Below are 18835 nucleotides of genomic sequence, written 5' to 3'. Positions count from 1 at the left end.
TCCTAAAAACTGAAAAGCATTCTGAATGATTAAGGTCAATTAGGGCTTTAAGAATACTAAGCCTGGTTGCTTTTTAAGTAGTGTTTCCTTAAAAAGGCAATATGATTTTTCTTCATGTATCTTAGCTGCTTCAATAATTTTATTATTCAGAATTTTTTCAGATTTTACCTACTGTTCAATAAGAAGAGGTCTATTTTTTTTCCGGTAAAGACAAACCCCTTCCTGTACAATCATTCCGGTTGATTGCATTATTGATTTTCACTGTGAAATAATCCCGGGATTATTTGGTGAAAATTACATATCCGTCTTTATCTTTTGGTAAATTTTGTAAGTTTCTCCAGGATGCTTTGATCTTTCGCTCCCCTTTCCAGATGGAGCTTCGTTCAAAATGTGGCAGGTCTTTAAAGGTTTTCCAGTTTCCGCCCCAGTCCCAGCCGTGTCTTGCAAAGATCTTTACACATTCGTACCAGTCGGCTACGCCATCATTATCCCAGTCTTTCGCAGTGTCCCAGCTTGCTACTTTTCCGTCGATAATCAGGCAGATATCTACCGCTAATCCGTAATTGTGAATACTTTGTCCGGCTTTGGCATTGGTGACTTTTTTTCCGGCTTTTGTTCTTCCCTGCGCATATAATGCATCTTGGTCTTTAAAGGATCTTAACCCCTGGGTAATCCTCACTCTTGCTCTCCCGGTAAGGGCTTCATCACATTCTTTTACAATTTGTGTGACTTCTTGCCTTACCAATGGATGGAGATTTTTTATTCTGTTTTCACTTGGTTTATCCATGGATGATTACTATTTTGTGATTTGGTGTTTGATTCTTAAGCAAAGCTATTTCAGGCTGACGTCAAAACTTGACGTGTTATATTTTGTAATAAAAAAATGTGAAAATTTTACACTCCTTCGTTATGATCTTTGATTTTCGGACATGTGAATATCATTTTCATAAAAAGTGGTATCATCATTATAGCTTGTTGTTTATTTCTGAAACAAAAGTATAGGCCCTCAACGTCAAAACTTGACGCATTAAATTTTTTCTGAAAGAAAATTAAAATCTTATAATTTCCCCTATAAATAATAATCCGGCAATAGAATGAGAGCTCTATTGCCGGATTACGGGTTGTGTATTGATCTGCGATCTACTTCTTACATTTACTGTAGTCAGAAATAATCTGCATCAGGTTTTCTTCGTTTTTAAGATCAAAGCTTTCTTTTTTCAACTGATCAGAAACTGTTTTACAATCTTTGAGATAATCAGCCAGCTTTTCTGAAAGTTTATCGTTTGATCTGTTATCAAGCATCTGCCCTTTGGGCTGAAGGTCTGTTTTGATGACATATTTTTGCAGCTCAACAGGATCCCGGAGCAGCATGATTTTATTTTCCTTCGCTATCAGCCTGTAGAAATAGGAATTGTTACCGTACAGGCTTCCATAGTTCTGCATTTTCTTCATGAACTCCCCTTTTACATCCAATCCGTAATAGCATTCTTCGTTTCCATTGGCAGCCACACAAAAATATACACCGGAGTCTGCATCATAAATTTTGGTGGCCATACTTCTTATTCCCGGCAGTTGTTTCTTTAAAGTAACCCGCTGCCCAAAAAAGTCAGCCCCTCCTTCAGGAAGCTTTTGACCGGTTCTTTCAGTATCCAGCATTTCAAACCAGATAGAGATCGTTCCTTCCGTCTTCTTCCCTGATTTTTCTACCAGATACCCCGGAACATCATATAAATTGATACTGCGGTTGACGGCATCTGTCACTTTTGCATGCTGAAGCTCCTGATTTTTATAATACGCCTGATGTTCCAGTGTATAACCCTGGATAAAAAGGTTGGCTATAAACTCGTTGACAAAAGCATAATCCGACTGGGCGTACGGTCTTGTCGCAGTAAAAGTAAACTCATTATGATCAAAAGTTCTTACTGCATATGTTTTGATCCCCTGTGTCTGGTACATTGAAGCTACCTTAATACCATCCAGATCACTTACTTCCAGACATGAGCCTGCCGTATTAAATCCAGCGCAGCTGTACCCTTTGGCATAGCCGATTATTTTAGCAGGATAATTTCCGTTATTGATCAGAATTTCACCTTTTGATCCCAATCTTGGGTTATAAAGACTTCTGATATTATCAAGTCTGCTCTTTCTTTCATTATCTTCTGCAATGCTGTTGGTTTTTGCGGTAAGGTATTTATCCGCTAAATTTTCTCTCGGTGTTGCAAAGAATTTCTCCACCTCATTTTTATCAAAACCATTTTCACCGAAGAGATGGTATTTTACAGCTAATTGATGGGCAACAATTCTGTCCGGTTTAAAAGAGGTGATTAATACTTCATATGGAATCTGAGTGGTCTTTCCATCTGCCGATTTCATATCCAGGTAATACAGAAACTGGTCCTTTGCCAGGGTAACCCCTTTGAGATCGGCATCAAAAATTTTTTCGTTGGCTAAGGTATAAAACTCAAAGTGATCCCGGTAAGGAGATTTTAGAATTCCGGCTTCTTTTTCATTGACCAGGATCCTGTCTTTCTTCAGCTGTATCTTTTGAGACCATACTAAAGAAGAAAATAATAAAGCAGCTAATAGATATATTTTCATGATTCAATGGTTAATCATTAATTGAAGGATGGAAAATACAAAAAAATAAGACACCTTATTCTGGAAAGGCTCTAAGATAGATGCGGATATTTTACAAAGTATATCAGCTGTTCAGCCAGTTTAAACATTCAGCGATCTGTATTTTGCTGATAAAAACCTCAGTATTCACTTCAGGTTCGGGGGAAAGCTTCAATTCTACTTTCTGGCTTGAATGTTTAATAATTTCAGTGACTGCCGCTTTATTAATGATAAACTTGCGGTTCACTTTAAAGAAAACATTGGGATTTAATTTTTGAATAATATCCTTAATGGTATCATCATAAATATAGGTCTGGTGATCCTTTGTCGTTAAGAAAAGATATTTACCCGATGCAAAGAAATAGGCTGTATGATGCTCGTCTATGGATTTAAGTTTATTTCCTTCTCTTACCATAAAACGTTTCATCATTTCAGAACCTCCCTGATGTAAGGTAGAAATGGATTTTAAGGTCGATTCCGGATCAAAATTGTTCCTGATGGAGATAAATTTCTGTAATGCTTTGTGTAAGTCTTCTTCTTCAAAAGGTTTCAGGAGATAGTCGATGGTAAAATGTCTGAAAACCCGCATCGCATACTCATCAAATGCCGTGATAAAAATAATAGGAGTAAACAGTTCTACCTGCTCAAAGATCTCCAGGCTCATTCCATCGCCAAGATGAATATCCATAAAGATAAGATCTGCGGAATCTTTTTTGAAAAAATCTATTGCCTGCTTTTTGGAACGAAGAATAACAGTCTCTGTAACAGGGACTATGCTTTGATTATCCAAAAGGGTTTTCAGATAATTAACAGCCAGCAATTCATCTTCTATAATGGCAATTTTCATACTATTGGCAAAAGTACAAAAAAACCGCTTAAACAATCAAGTTCAAGCGGTTTCAAAGGGTGTTAATATGAAGTGTTATAAATTCGGATTATTCTTCTTCGCACTCATCGGATATTCTATGGTATATCTCGGATCGTTTTGTTGAAGAATATATTCTTTACCTAGTACGGTATGCGTTATTTTTTTCTGATTTGCTCTTCTCAAATCAAACCATCTGTGACCTTCAAGGGCAAATTCTCTGAATCTTTCATCCAGAATAAAACTCATAAAGTCTGTTGTATTCATCCCGTTGAGTTGATTCTGAACGGAAGTGTATCCGTCTGTTGTATATCTGTTTTTTAAAACCGGAAGCAGTGCTTCTTTAGCTTCATCAAGCCTGTTTAGTTTCAATAATGCTTCAGATTTTATAAAGTATAATTCAGCTGTTCTGAAAGACACTCTGAAATCATTACTACCTCCTTTGATCACTTTATATTTGTTCTTACTTTTCTCAAAATAGATTCCAAATCTTTTGTCTGTAGCGGTATTATATTGTGCAATCAATTCCGGAGACGCAAAAATTACATTTTGCACATTGGTATTCAACGGATTATCTAATGCTAAAATAGATTCCACTGAAGCATAATGGTTAGGGGCGGTATTGCTGGTATTTAAATTACTTAATTCCCCTTTTACAGTCAATAGCTCTTGGGCCTCATGCAGCGCCTTATTCCAGTCTCCCTGATAAAGAGCAACTCTTGCACTGAAAGCCATCAATGCATTTTTGGAAAATTTATAGTTAGCACCGGCAGCCTGCTTCTGTTCTACCATAAGTCCTTTCGCCTTTTCCATATCTTCATGGATCTGGTTGTAGACCTCCTGTACTGAAGAAGGCTTTAACACAGCTTCCATATCAGCTATAAGGCTAATGGGAACTCCCCTGTCTGCAGAGGCTGTAACACCATTATAAGGTTTTGCATATAAATTAATCAAATCAAAATAGGAATAAGCACGCAACGCGTAAGCTTCCGCCAAAATCTGATTTTTTTCGGGAGAGTCTTTCATGGTCTTACTTCCCTCGTTGATAGCCTGGTTCAGGTAGAAGATTACCGTATAAAAATCAGCCCACTGAAATTCTTTTGTTTCAGCATCATAATTGCTATCCTTCCACATTGAAAGTTCACGGTAGTAAGGAAAATCACTGGTATCTTCATCGATCACCATCTCATCTGTACGAAGTGCAGAAAGGGATTTATGAATAGGATATTTGGAATATGCTGATGTAAGTATTTTTCTATAATCTTCAACACTAACCGGGATTACTTTCCCTTCAGGCTGGATGTCCAGAAACCGGTCACATCCTATACTTGTAAAGCTAATGACTGCAAGAGCAATGAATGTAGTTATTTTTCTCATTTTTTTCAAGTTTTAAAAAGAAACATTAAAGCCAATTGTAACTGATTTGGCAATAGGTTGTGCATAAATATTACCATAAGTCTCCGGATCAAAATATCCTTTATATCCGTTACTGAATACAAAAAGGTTACGACCTTCCACACTCAATCTCAGACTGCTGATTCCCATAGGACTCGTAAATTCTTTAGGAAGTGTATATCCTAAACGGATACTACTGATTCTCAGGTAACTGATCTCTTTCGCCCATATATCAAGCAGCCCATATGCATTATTAGGGCTATCGGTAAGCCATTTGTTACCCATCCATCCCGGATTATTTTCCATATTAGGACTTGTTATCGCCGGAAGAGAAACTCCTGCTTCATAAATATCCCTTGTATAATTTCTTCCTCTGTCCAGATCCATTCCTCTGTAAGAAGGCGACCTCATCACAGTCTGTTTAAAGCTGAAAGCTGCTGAAACAGTAAGATCGAAATTATGTACTTTAAAGGTGTTTATAATACCACCGGTAAATTTAGGGTCTCTGTCTCCAATGTAAGTGAACAGACCTCTCATTTCTTCAGCGGTAAGCTTTGTCCCTACCAGCTGACCTGGAAGGAATTCTTCATACACATCATACAGTTTAAAGAAGTCTTCAATTTTCATCTTTTCATTCCCTTTCCAGAACATAGGATTTCCATTCTCATCCATCCCTGCCGTTTTCAAGGCAAATACAGCATTTACAGGAAGGCCTTCTCTTGAAGGAAGCATTGAGTTCTGACGAGGTTGTTCAGTAATAACATTACTCTTATTATGAGCAAAATTAATAGTGGTTGACCATTTGAAATTTTCTTTCTCGATATTTCTGGTTGAAATGGCTACCTCAAAGCCTTTGTTGGTTAAACTTCCCCAGTTCATCATCGTATAATTGAAACCTGTTTCAAGCGGTGTTTCTCTCATACTGATCATATCTGTTCCCTTTCTGTTGTATACATCAGCAGTAAGGTTGATACGGTTTTTAAACAATCCCAGATCAATTCCGAAGTTCACATTGGTTGTTTTTTCCCAACGAAGCTTGTCATTCGGAGAAGTTATTACATTAATAATTTCTTCTTTTTTTCCTGGAAGAATGGTTGCTTCCCCATATTCTCCGATAAAAAACGGTGATGTATTACGGTCAATATTTCCCTGTAAACCATAAGAAGCCCTTAATCTAAGATTAGAAATAAGAGGTACATTCTTCATAAAGTTTTCCTTGGTAACCAACCAGGAACCTGAAGCGGCCCAGATTGGCAGATATTTGTACTTTTTATTGACTCCAAAAAGGTTGGTCCCATCATATCTCACACTTCCGAAAAACGTATATTTCTGGTCATAGGTATAAGAAGCCGTTGCAAACATAGAAGCATAAGCATTCTCTACCGTAGGCATTTCACGGTAGGTTTCGTATTTTTTATCTCCAGCAAAGTCAGAGTTAGGAAATATAATCGGAGTTCCTGTTTTGGTTAGGCTATTAAAACCAAAAGCTCTGGTAACCCTGGTATTATCCTCTGTTTTACGAATTTCAGTTCCAGCCATTAAATCAATCTCATGTACCGAATTGATTCTTGTACTATACAACCCCTGTACTTTCCAGTTGTATTGAAAGAAATCATTATCCCAATTTTGTTTTACTCCTCCTACCGGTAAGAAGTAGCGGGCTGCTCCGTCTTTATAATAACGGGTTCCCTCTCTCATCTTTCTGGTAAAATAGGTATTTTCAGCAGCAAATTTTTCCGTTTTATTGGTATCATACTGCATACCTAACTGTGAGGTAAACTTAAGGCTTTTGGATACCTTGTACTCTAAATCCAATATCCCTTTTAATGAATAATTTTTTAGGGTATAGCTTGTATTCGCTCTTTCTTCCAAAAAGTTGAAAGGAATATAGGCATCTCTTGTACCGTCTATATCCGGATCGTATTTATAGCTTCCATCTGAATTGAAAGGTGTCAGATAAGGATTGGCATTTCTTGAATAATTAATAGGATTAGCTGCAGCATCTGCATCCGTCATGAAAGACTCTTTTTCACTTTGAGTTCCAAAAATAGAGATTCCTGCATTAAATTTATCGCTTATCTTATAATTATTCTTCAAGGTCAGGTTATATCGTTTGAACCCTGTACCTATTGTTGTTCCCTCTTCATCAAAATATCCTAATGAGAAATAGTAATCCGAACGGTCACTCCCTCCAGAAAGACTTAGTCCATACTGTCTGTTGATCGCATTTCTATACAGCAGCTTTCCCCAGTCTGTATTATTACCTCTCAGGCCGTCAATCTGCTGACGGGTCAGTGCATCCAGCCCATCTAAACCTCCGGTTCTGAAAGCGTCCAGCTGCCCGTTTTTGGTTAAAATTCTCATTACCTCCCCCTTATCTGCACGATACGTCAGATCTGCACGCTTGGCAAGCATTAACTCAAGATCTACTTTTTCATTAGAGTTCAAAAGATTAAGCTTGTCAAAATCAGGACGGGATGTAATGAAGGTATCTGCTGAAAAATTCAGTCTCATACTCCCCTTCTTTCCCCTTTTGGTAGTAATGGAAATTACTCCGTTAGCTGCTCTGGCTCCATAAATAGCTGTTGCTGCGGCATCTTTTAAGATGGTGATATCTTCAATATCATTTGGATTCAGCCCTGCAATTGAAAAGTTCTGAAGCTGATCAATATTATCTTTATCACTAAAGTTTGGAATATCATTTCCTTCCAAAGGAAGACCATCTACTACCCATAACGGATCCTGAGGACCGGATAAAGAAGCTGTTCCCCTGATTCTGATCTTGGCAGGCCCTCCCGGAGCTCCTGTTTCAGGAGTAACCACTACCCCGGCAATCTGCCCTGACAACATCTGGTCAACACTGGCAACACCTGCCTGGTTAATATTATCCATCTTAACCGTTGAAACGGCTGAGGTTTGCTTACGTTTTTCAATTTTCTGATATCCTGTAATGATCACTTCCTGGATCTTATTTTTATCAGAAACCTCATCCGAAACAGCCATCAGTTTCACATTATAGTTTGTCTGATCTTCATCCATCTGAATCAGTCTGGATTCATATCCAAGATAACTTACCAATACGGATTTTGTACCTTCAGGAATTTCCAAAACAAATTTCCCGTTCTTATCTGTTACCGTACCTATTGAAACACTTTCAATAATTCCTTCCTGATTGGTTTTTGAAGAAACCGACTGTGTTTCTATTTTTATAGATGCTCCTGCAATGATCTGTGAGGTATTGCCATCCTGGACCTTACCTGTGATTGTTTTCTTTTGTTGAGCCAGCGCAATATTGGCAGCCAAAAGAGGTAAAAGTATTAGAGTTTTTTTCATAGCCGATTATTTATTTAAAGCCTCTTCAATTCGAATAATTAAGTCTGTGTAATGAGCCCTTGAGGCATCATCTCCTTTATATCTGGTTCTGTTCAGTAAATCCAGTACCTTATGCAGTTCTGCCCTTTTATAGGTCGTTACTTCAGATACTCTTTTCATTGAGGAATAATTAATGTTTCTAAGATCCTTATCATCTTCATGGAAATTACAGATCATTGGCATTTTCAGGGTATTGTCTACCTTCAGTGCCTTTACTGCAGTCTTTTCAAATAATTTATTCACCGAAACAATTAAAGCATCCACATAGTTCTTCTGCGTCATCTTTTCAAGAATAGTCAGGCTTCCTTTTTTACTGAAAACAGCAGCTCTTACCTGATCAAATAAATTCTCAACAGTATATATTTCCTCTTTTGATCCTGAAACCTCATGTTTTAACTCGTTCTCCAGGAGTCTCAACAGTCTGTCATCCATCAACAGGGAATAAATATTCGCATATTGCATTCCTCTTGCCAAGGTATACGGAGTCTGTTCAAACGGACCCATGGGAGAATTTTTAACAGGATATGTTTTCTCTGAGATCGGATTAAAAAATAACCATTCCGGAAGGTTGATCGCATTTTTCACAAGATAATCAACCGCTCTTTTCTGGGTCTCTGCAGGTACTGCTTCGTAAGCTTTTTTCTTGTTTCCGAAATTGGTATTGTTCAGATAAATCCCTCCTACATTCGCCATGACATGACCGGTATACAGATCCCATTGTCCAATAGCTCCTAAATACAGTTTACCAGCATCCGTATAATCTTTACCATCCGCATAAGTCCATTTTAAAAGATTATCTACCACAATTCTCAGGTTTTTCATCCCGTACTCACTGGCTTTCATAGCATCGTCACCCAAATCTTCAGATTGTGAACGAGGATCTATGGTTTCCAGATAGCTTTGCTGCTCTCCATAAAAATACAGAGGGTCATCCTCATGTTTTTCTATTAAATTTCTCAGGGCTTTTTTCTCGGAAAATTCTTCAGGATACCAACGGTAGCCCCATTCGATAGCATATTTATCATAAATTCCAATTTTTGGAGTAATAGCTGTAACTCCATCTTCCGGCTGAGCAACATAGTTGTAACGGGCATAATCCATAATGGAAGGTGCGGTCCCCCCCATCTTATCGGTAAACTCTTTGGAACGGAGTGACTCTACAGGAAATGCAAAGGAAGATCCCATATTGTGTTTCAATCCGAAAGTATGTCCTACTTCATGGGACGAAACAAATCGGATAGCCTCTCCCATATATTCATCACTGAATTTATTTCCTCTGGCTTTCGGATCTATAGGCCCGATCTGAATTCTCATCCATTCCTGAAGTGAAGTCATTACATTGTGCCACCAGATGATATCCGCTTCTATAATCTCACCACTTCTCGGATCCACTACGGAAGGTCCCATCGCATTAGACTTAGGGGAAGCCGCATAGGTAATCACCGAATATCTTACATCATCAATATCAAAATCCTCATCTTTCTCATCCGGCATCTTTGCGATAACCGCATTTTTGAAACCTGCCTGCTCAAAAGCCACTTGCCAGTCATGAACTCCTGCTATAATTTTTTCACGCCATTGCTTTGGAGTGGATGGGTCAATATAATATACAATCGGCTTTTTAGGCTCTACCAATTCTCCTTTCAAATACCTTTCTTTATCTTCATCCTTAGGCTCCAAATTCCATTTGGTAATAAAGAATTTCTCATCCATTTTCTGTTGGCCATCGTTAAATGTCCAGTGTTTTTCTGTAAAAAAACCAACTCTTGGATCAGAAACTCTCGGTTTCATTGGAATTTTAGAAAGCAGGACAAGATTAGTGGTTACCCCCAATGTTACCGGCAGATCAACGCCTCCTTCATTCACAGATGTTGACAGCTGGGATTTTACCACAAGGTTTTGAGGGAAGGTCTTCACTCCTTCAATGTAAGAAAGACTAGATTTTACTGATCCTCCCAATCCTACATTAGCCAGAACATCATTAAAGCTTTTCTGATTTCCGTCAAAAATTTTGTTAACCTTAATGGCTACCGCTGTAGAATCAGAATTTTGAGCCTCAATATCAAAAACTTCAATAATAGATTCTGAGAAGTTATCTTTTACCGATTTTGTAATAGCATCATTTTTAGGGGAAGAGACTTTCGCCTCTGAAGTTCTCACCCAAACTTTTTTAGCTACCGTATCGCGGTGAAAAGAAATGATCTTATTTTCATAATTCATTCCTTTATTTAAGCCAGCTTCATTTACCTGCATAGGTACTTGAGAGAGCTTATTAACCACCAAAAACTGACGACCCATCAGGCTGTCAGGGATTTCAAAATAGACATCCGTTTTTACCTGGATCGTATTAAAAAGTCCTTTTTTATAAGTTCCTTTTTTGATCAGGTCTTCAATTTTTTTTGTTTTTTTCGAAGAAACGTCAGCTTTTTCAGTTTTTTCTTTAGTCGTTTTTACAGAATCTTTTTTCTGTGCCAGAACTGCCGGCGAAGCCACAGCAAGTCCTAAATACAGTGCCAGCCTGTAATTCTTCATTAAAATAGTCCGATTCATTCCAAATAGTAAATATCTTAGTTTCAGCGGGCAAAGCTATAGGTAAAGAGAATCATATATATAGTGTTAGGGAGTGAGAGGGGATATTTCGGGAGTGAATGGATTTTTATTTTCACTTCATTAATGGCAAAAAACATATGAAATATTCACCATCTACAGAAATATTAACAAAATTATTCTTAAAATATCCATAAACTTGATTCAAATAATCAATTCCGAACTTCTCTCCCTGAACAGGCTCTGTTTTGAGCTGCCAGGTATTCTTTACAATGATCCCATTTTCTTCAATGGTAATGATAATTTCTAAAGGCTGGTCTATAGTTGCTATATTATGCTTTATAGCATTTTCCGTTACAATCTGAAGGGATAGATAGGGAATTCTTTTTTCTAAACTCTCCTGATGATTAATCACTACTTTAAAATTCAATTCTTCGTCAAACCTGCTTTTCAAAAGCTCCATATACTGCTGTATAAAATTGATCTCCTGGGCAACGGAAACAATATTTTCTTTTGGAGGTACAATAAGATACCGATAGATCTTTGAAAGATTCATGGTAAACTTCTGTGCATTGTCTTTATTAATCCCAATCAGCATGTATAGGGAATTCAGAGAATTGAACAGGAAATGTGGATTGATATTATTTTTAAGCTGCTGAAGCTGGTTAATGACTTCTGCCTTATGCATCTTTTCATTCTCAACCAACAGTAAATTCTTTTCAGACTGTATCTTTTCTTTCTCCTTATAGGCAATATGAGCAGATCTTTGAAACAATATAAAGACCGTTACAATAAGAAACAAGGCTGCCAGAAAAATATAGGTTGTATAGGTTTTTACTTTATATACGTTTTCATCGATAATAAAATTGACGTGGTTAACAACGGTATATCCTTCGAAATTATCCGTTTTCAGAGGTTTTATAAACCGGGTAACTTCAACCCCCAGATACTCAGAAATTGCAATACCTTCGGTATATCCTGATTTTGTCTTACCCGTCAACGTATCTTTGGGCTTAATATCTGTAAAATCAAAAATATTCTTACCTAAATATTTCTTTTCAGGATGGGTGATACAAATACCTTCTTTCGTAAAAACATAGGCGTAGGTATTCGAGCTTTTATCTACATTGATAAAATATTGGTGAAGATCATCCAGACTTACGGCAGAACCGTAATACAGTGTATTCTTATCCGGTAGCAACAAAGAATCATAGCTCACCCAATACAGGCTGTCTTTACGCGTCATTAAAAGATCTTTGAAATGTCCGGCTGCATTATTTTGTAAGGGAACAGACTTTTCTATATTTCCTGTTTTTTTAAAAACCTCGGACAAAGGGCTATTGGTCTCTGTTTTTCCGGAAACTTCATTATAGTAGTAATACCAGCTGTAGGCTAAAAGATTACGTTTTTTGTTGAGGTCATTTAAAACTGAAGAATAGTCTTTATAGTTTTTTAAACCGTCTTTTTGGATCAGTGCACGAAGCAGATATTGATAATCCTCAATATTTCTGAATTCATTTTCAACGGATTCATATTTGCGGACAAAAGTTTTTCTTGCAAAATCTTCAGTATTTTTCTGGCTGTCACGCGTAATTAAAAAGCTCAAAATAGCAAGTGCTACAACTGCAATTAAGCAAACAGATAAAGCAGCTATATAAACGGATTTTTGAGACAGTGCGCGTTTAAAATTAATATTCAATTTTTTCTAAATTCTTGTTTCCTCCTACAGGTAAATTATTCGTTTGCAAAATTATAACAAAGATTTCAGGACCATAAAGTGAATTAAATATATAATCAAAATACGTACAAAAATCATCTCAGAAAAATAAAAACCGTCTTCATGAAGACGGTTTTTAATATTATTTTTTTTCCTTTTATTTGTTTTTACAGAAAAGCCTGTTCATCATAAAATCTTTATACTGATTGCTCATAGGAGAATCAAATAGATCAAAAACATGCAAGGCACCCGGAATAACCCATAATTCAGTCTTGACACCCGCCTTATACAGCAACTGTGCAAATTCAATATCTTCATCCCTTAAAGGATCCAGCTCACAGGCAATAATAGTCGTGGGAGGTAATTGAGCAAAATTATCGTAATGAGTTAAATCTGCGTATCTCATACTCTTATCTACATTCTCTTTCCCCAAAAAATGAAGCCAGGCTGCCTGAGCATATACCCTATTCCATAAAAGAGCATCTGTAAACTCTTTCATCGAAGGAGTGTCTAACCGGTTATGAATTACCGGATACAATAAAAACTGATGCTTTATATTTTCAATATGATGATCTACAGCCATCTGGGTAACCGCTGCTGCCAGATGACCTCCGGCGCTGGCTCCGAAAACCGTAATATGATCCGGATTAATTCCCAACTGAGCTTCCCCTTCGTTAATCACCCATTGTAAAGCATCAAAACCATCCAGAATGGGAATTGGAAACCGATACTGAGGAGATAATCTGTAATCTACAGATATAATAGTTGCATTAAGCTTATCCGAAATTTCAAACATCTGGTCATCCACCTGTTCAGGTAACCCAAATACATATCCTCCTCCATGAAAATAAATGAGTGTTTTATCCCTATTATATTTTTTCGGCTGATAAATGTGTAATCTGATTTCATATCTATCCACAGAACTTTCTATAAAAATATCTTTTGTAAGGATATGATCGGGATTCTTAAAAGGGTGAGCTTCTACAAATTCTTTTCTTTCCCGTTGGATGAGCTCGGGATTATTTAAAAATACTTCTTCGTCAATTTCTAATGAATAAGGAGTATTTTCTATACTTGTTCTTAAATCTTCATCAATTCTGTTAAAGTCCATGCTGTTATATTTTGTATTACAAATGACACCTTCAAACAAGATATTTCCTGTTTTATTTGTAAATTTAACTGATAGGTACTATGCTGTCCAAGTATGCATTAGATTGTATGAAACGAACAAAAATGTAAGTAATGAGTATTAAAGAATCATCCACCAATAATGAAAATAAAAAAACACTGGAACAATGCTGTTCAGAAATATATGCTGTTAATCTGATCAGCGGACGCTGGATCCTCTCCATTTGTTATCATCTTAAACACGGAAAGCTGAGGTTTTACGAATTGAAGAACAGTATTCCCAATATCTCTGAAAGAATGCTTACCCTCCAGCTGAAAAAAATGGAACAGGAAAATTTGATTATAAAAAGTGTTTATGCAGAAGTTCCTCTACGGGTAGAGTATGAATTATCTGAGATTGGTAAAAGATTAATTCCCATCCTGAACCAATTGGAAATCTGGGGTAAAGAGCATAAAAATGCGAAAAAAAATAATAACGAACCATCCTAGTTAAAAAGCAACTATGAAAGTTAAAAATGTTGCGATTAAGGTTAGAAATTAAATTTTGTATTCAGAATACTTAAGTGTTAAATTCCTGCTGTAATTTTTCACAGGGTCTGTCAACCAAAAGCTGCTTTAAATCTTAAAATTAGTTAATATACTCTATCAGGAAGCGGAATCAGCTCTTTATGTTTTGAAAATTAATTATCTTCGCTTACAAATCTAATTTGAAAATGAAGAAGATCATCTCCGGGATATCTATTTTTTGTTCTATCATTATCTCAGCTCAAGAGTCTATTCAATTCCAGGAATTACCATTCAAGGATATTATCGCAAAGGCTAAAAAGGAAAAGAAATTGGTCTTTCTAGATGCCTATGCTTCCTGGTGTGGGCCATGCAAAATGATGGAAAAAAATGTTTTCACCCAAAAATCCGTTGGAGATTACTTTAATGCGAGTTTCATCAATGCAAGATTCGACATGGAAAAAGGAGAAGGACGGGAGATTGCAGCTAAATATGGAGTACGTTCCTATCCTACTTATCTTTTTTTAAATGGTGAAGGAGAACTTGTTTCTCAAAACTCAGGGTATATGGAAGCGGGTATGTTTGTCACTATGGCTCAGGACATCAATTCTCCCGGCAATAAAAAAGGTTCTTTGAAAGAACGTTTTGCTAATGGTGAAAAAGATCCTGAATTTCTGATCAATGTTATGAAACTGAACTCCAGCAGTGATTTTGATTTTGCTAAAAAAGCTTCTGAAAGATATTTTGAAAATAAAAAAAAGACTGAAGAGCTTTCAAAAGAAGAAATCGGTCTCCTCCTTTATTTTGTAAAGTCAACAGAAGACCGCAATTATAGTGTTTTCACTTCAAGAAAAGCTGAGATCATTAAGTTTCTACCAGAAGAAACCTATAAAGAATTTGATGCTCAATTGAAATTATCTAAAATAGTAGAACAGTCCATTGATGAAAAAAACAAAAGAATCAATGAGGATACCTTTATGAAAGCAGCCGAACCTTTAGTAGGAAAAGAAGCAGCTACCACAAAGCTTAATCAGACCAAACTTAGCTACTATGAGCAGAATGCCAATTTTCCTGAATTTGAAAAAGCAGCATTAGACTATTATAAAAACGCTGATGCCTTTGAGCCTAATGAGCTTTTAAGAGCAGCATGGATCTTCAGTGATCATATCAAAACACCAGCCTCATTAAAGAAGGCTACAGAATGGGCAGAAAAATCTGTAATGAGAAGTGAGACCTCTGAAAACACTTATATTCTCGCCAAACTGTATTTCCTGACTGGTAATAAAGAAATGGCAAAAAATTATGCAGAAATGTCTAAAAATATAGCCGTTCAAACCCATAAAGATTCCAAACTGGCTGAAGAGCTATTAAATAAAATACACTAACATATACTGATGAATTATAAATTATTAACAGGCGTTTTAGCTTTCCTGGCAATAGGTACTTTAAACGCTCAGGAACAGGATAAAAGTTTATACATAAAAGGGAATGCTCTTTTTCTACCTATAGGAATCATTAACGCCGGTGTAGAAAAACAGATAAGTCCAAAATATACCATTCAGGGAGATGTTCTTATTTCCCCATGGAAATCTTTTGCCGGACATAAGCTTCAGTATTATTCAGCTTCCGTAGAAGGCAGATATTATTTCAAAGAGGCTTTTAAGCACTGGTATCTGGGAGCGAATCTTGGTTTTGCAGCCTATAATGTTCAAAAATGGAACTATTGGAATGATAAACTACATGTTAACGATGATGGTCAGACTTTCATCAATTCCAATCTTTACCAAAAAGGATTTTCTATTATGCTAGGGCTAACTGCCGGTTATCAGTTTCAGCTATCTGACCGTTGGAATCTTGACATTTATGGTACTGTGGGAACATCCCAGAGTTTTTATAAAGGCTATGACAAAACAACAGGAAAAAGATATGATCAGGCAACCGGTCTTAATAAAAGTGGCGAATTCATCCCCTACAGAGGAGGAGTCATGATCTCTTACAAATTTAAATAATACAATGAAACCATTCGGAAGAAATCATATTATCATTTCAGTGATCACTTTTGTGATCCTTTTTTTAATGAACTACCTTGGGAATGACCTTCCTGATAAACTGCAAAGAGCTCTGCTCACTGCTTTTGCGGGAGTTGTCGGATTAACTGTCGGTTTATTTATCCTTAACAAAGGTAAAAATGACAAAAACCCACCTCAGCATTTTGATTAATTAATTTTCGTACACCACATACCTGGTTCTGATCTTTTCAAAATCGGCCAGGTCTTTTTTCCATGAAGCTTTAATTTCCGGAATCGTTTTACCTGCAATAATTTGCTTTCTGAATTCATCGGTTCCGGATAATGTATCAAACCATAGATTTTTCAGGAAGAAATCCTGCTGTGGATTTTTATAATTTTGATATGCTTTTATAACCCATTCAAGATTCAGTTCTCTCAGATCTTTTGGGTATTTCGAAAGATTTTCACCGTGGCAAAGCTTTCCGTTAAGAAAAGGATCTTTAGCTCCATAACTTGGTTTCGGAGTAAACTCAAAAGGCAGTTTTTCTGTCCATGGGGAACCATAAATCTGGAAAGGCATATCCGTTCCTCTTCCTACTGAAACCTGAGTTCCTTCAAAAAAACATAGGCTGGGATAAAGATTAATGGCTTTATCATTCGGTAAGTTCGGGGAGGGTTTATCTAAAATTGTGTACCGTTGTTTTTTATGGTAATTTTTCATTGGAATAAGGGTATATTTAGCCTGAACTCCATTTTTCAGCCACTTTTCGCCATTTACCATTTTTCCATATTCTCCAATTGTCAGTCCATATACTACAGGAACTTCATGCATACCTACAAAGCTTGCCCATTTTTTCCTTAAAACAGGACCGTCAGTATAACCGTCATGGGGATTGGGGCGATCAAGAACCATGATTTCAACATTATTCTCAGCACCGGCTTCCATCAGATAAGTCAAGGTAGAAATATAAGTATAGAACCTCACCCCTACGTCCTGGATATCAAAAAGAACAATATCAATTCCTTTTAATTGTTCAGGTTTTGGTTTTTTATTATTACCATATAATGAAACAATGGGTATTCCAGTTTTTACATCTACTCCATTTTTCACTTTCGCTCCGGCATCAGCATCTCCCCTGAATCCATGTTCCGGTGCAAAAATAGCTTTAATATTAATCTTATTTTTCACTAAAAAATCCACCAAATGATTCCTGTCACTCATCAGCCCTGTCTGGTTGGTCACAATCCCGATGGTTTTGTTTTTTAACAGGGGTAAATATAATTCAGGCTGATCGGCTCCGGTTTTAAAATCCTGCTGAACTTGAGTCTGAGAATAATATTGGTTGAATACTCCTAAAAAAATTAGGCAAATAAGAAGTAAATTTTTAATTTTGAAATCTAAATTCATAAGCTTGAAATTTCCTTTATATTTCTCTAGAAAAATAGCATTTTCCAAAGATAACAAAAATAACCTTTCAAGAGTTATCATCTTCATTGGCAGACTTTCTGTAGCTTTGGGAATCATTGTTTCCTTAATTACCGTAGCCACCGGCTTCGGTTCTAAAAAAGCTATTAAAGAAAGACTGGCAGATTTCAGCGGACACATTACCGTAAGATCTACCCGATCCAATTCTTCCTATAATACTTCGGTACTTGATAACCAGGGGCTTAATATTCCAAAGATCAAAGAACTTCCCGACGTGGAAAGCATCCAGAAATATGCAACTGTGACCGGAATTATGCGTAATGAGCATAGTTTTGCAGGCATTATATTTAAAGGAGTTGGAAAAGACTTTGACAGCCTTAGGTTTAAGAAATTTTTAATTGCCGGCACCACTCCCAAGGTAACAGAGGTAGGTTTCAACAACGACGTCGCTATTTCACAGAAAACAGCCAACGACTTACACCTGAAGCTCAACGACAGTATTGTTACTGTTTTTTCAAAGGCAGATCAAAAGCCGGTCTATCGTAAGTTCCGTGTACTGGGAATTTACAGAACGGATATTAAGATGATTGATGATCAATTTGTAATTGGAGGAATTAATCATGTAAGAAGAATTCAGGAAATGAAACCTGATGAAGTGGGAGGACTTGATATTTTCCTCAAAAACGTCAACGATATAGATAAAGATTTTCCAGATATTGAAAAGCTGATTGGGTATAAAAATTATGCGGAAAAAGCGACGGAAAAATTTCCGCAAATCAATGACTGGATAAGCATTTTCGATACGAATATTGCTTTAATCATCATTATTATGCTCATTGTAGTGGTTATTAATATTATTATGGTCCTTCTGATCCTTATCATCGAAAGAACCAATTCCATAGGACTTCTTAAAACATTGGGAGCCAGCAATTCCCAGATCCGGGCTACTTTTATCAACTATACACTTATTATTATGATTCCCGGGCTTTTATATGGAAATGCGATTGGATTAGGGCTTATTTTGATTCAAAAATTCTTCGGAGTTATTAAGCTTAATCCTGAAAATTATTATGTAAGTACAGTTCCGGTAGATCTTAACCCTATTGCCATTATTTCTATTTCAGTGGGAATTCTGTTTATTTCAGGGCTTGCTTTAATTATTCCTAGTTATCTGATCAGTAAAATTTCACCGGTAAAAGCAATTAAATATAATTAGTAACGGAAAGGATCGATAAGCTGATCATATTTGGGAGGTA

General features: G+C 36.6%; 14 protein-coding genes. 5 read left to right on the top strand and 9 right to left on the bottom strand.

Going from position 1 to position 18835, the window contains the following annotated elements; all coding sequences use genetic code 11:
- Window positions 1–280: 280 nt before the first annotated feature.
- From DRF57_RS14160 to DRF57_RS14125, 8 genes are all read right to left on the bottom strand, one after another.
- Window positions 281–787 carry a M15 family metallopeptidase gene (locus tag DRF57_RS14160; protein ID WP_047493437.1) on the bottom strand — a complete coding sequence of 169 codons (507 nt, stop codon included), beginning with the start codon at window positions 785–787 and terminating at the stop codon, window positions 281–283.
- 353 nt (window positions 788–1140) lie between these two features.
- The gene (locus DRF57_RS14155; protein WP_115919194.1) at window positions 1141–2598 is read right to left on the bottom strand and encodes a hypothetical protein; all 1458 of its coding nucleotides are present in this window, start codon (window positions 2596–2598) and stop codon (window positions 1141–1143) included.
- A 103-nt stretch (window positions 2599–2701) separates the two neighbouring features.
- Window positions 2702–3463: a LytR/AlgR family response regulator transcription factor gene (locus DRF57_RS14150; RefSeq protein WP_115919192.1), complete on the bottom strand. Its 762-nt coding sequence runs from the start codon at window positions 3461–3463 to the stop codon at window positions 2702–2704.
- A 75-nt stretch (window positions 3464–3538) separates the two neighbouring features.
- Entirely contained in the window at window positions 3539–4858 is a 1320-nt protein-coding gene (locus DRF57_RS14145) for a RagB/SusD family nutrient uptake outer membrane protein (protein ID WP_115919190.1), read from the bottom strand.
- Window positions 4859–4870: 12 nt separating this feature from the next.
- Entirely contained in the window at window positions 4871–8209 is a 3339-nt protein-coding gene (locus tag DRF57_RS14140; RefSeq protein ID WP_115919188.1) for a SusC/RagA family TonB-linked outer membrane protein, read from the bottom strand.
- Window positions 8210–8215: 6 nt separating this feature from the next.
- A complete protein-coding gene (locus DRF57_RS14135) occupies window positions 8216–10798 on the bottom strand; it encodes a zinc-dependent metalloprotease (RefSeq protein WP_174772378.1) in 2583 nt (860 codons plus the stop codon).
- Between the two features lie 112 nt (window positions 10799–10910).
- Complete coding sequence (locus DRF57_RS14130) at window positions 10911–12401, bottom strand: histidine kinase (RefSeq protein WP_241508027.1); 1491 nt, start codon at window positions 12399–12401, stop codon at window positions 10911–10913.
- 268 nt (window positions 12402–12669) lie between these two features.
- Entirely contained in the window at window positions 12670–13623 is a 954-nt protein-coding gene (locus DRF57_RS14125; protein ID WP_115919184.1) for an alpha/beta hydrolase, read from the bottom strand.
- 131 nt (window positions 13624–13754) lie between these two features.
- Between DRF57_RS14125 and DRF57_RS14120 the strand changes: the two genes are divergently transcribed.
- From DRF57_RS14120 to DRF57_RS14105, 4 genes are all read left to right on the top strand, one after another.
- The gene (locus tag DRF57_RS14120; protein ID WP_115919182.1) at window positions 13755–14129 is read left to right on the top strand and encodes a winged helix-turn-helix transcriptional regulator; all 375 of its coding nucleotides are present in this window, start codon (window positions 13755–13757) and stop codon (window positions 14127–14129) included.
- 224 nt (window positions 14130–14353) lie between these two features.
- Window positions 14354–15529: a thioredoxin fold domain-containing protein gene (locus tag DRF57_RS14115; RefSeq protein ID WP_115919180.1), complete on the top strand. Its 1176-nt coding sequence runs from the start codon at window positions 14354–14356 to the stop codon at window positions 15527–15529.
- A gap of 9 nt (window positions 15530–15538) precedes the next feature.
- A complete protein-coding gene (locus DRF57_RS14110) occupies window positions 15539–16153 on the top strand; it encodes a DUF3575 domain-containing protein (RefSeq protein ID WP_115919178.1) in 615 nt (204 codons plus the stop codon).
- A gap of 4 nt (window positions 16154–16157) precedes the next feature.
- A complete protein-coding gene (locus DRF57_RS14105) occupies window positions 16158–16364 on the top strand; it encodes a hypothetical protein (protein WP_047495019.1) in 207 nt (68 codons plus the stop codon).
- On the opposite strand, the gene DRF57_RS14100 is transcribed toward DRF57_RS14105, so the two are convergent.
- The gene (locus tag DRF57_RS14100; protein ID WP_047495046.1) at window positions 16365–17561 is read right to left on the bottom strand and encodes an exo-beta-N-acetylmuramidase NamZ family protein; all 1197 of its coding nucleotides are present in this window, start codon (window positions 17559–17561) and stop codon (window positions 16365–16367) included.
- Between the two features lie 4 nt (window positions 17562–17565).
- Between DRF57_RS14100 and DRF57_RS14095 the strand changes: the two genes are divergently transcribed.
- Complete coding sequence (locus DRF57_RS14095) at window positions 17566–18795, top strand: ABC transporter permease (RefSeq protein WP_047495016.1); 1230 nt, start codon at window positions 17566–17568, stop codon at window positions 18793–18795.
- Window positions 18796–18835 lie beyond the last annotated feature (40 nt).

The sequence above is a fragment of the Chryseobacterium rhizosphaerae genome (assembly GCF_003385455.1).
GTDB lineage: Bacteria > Bacteroidota > Bacteroidia > Flavobacteriales > Weeksellaceae > Chryseobacterium > Chryseobacterium rhizosphaerae.
This window is presented reverse-complemented; position numbering and strand designations above follow the sequence as displayed.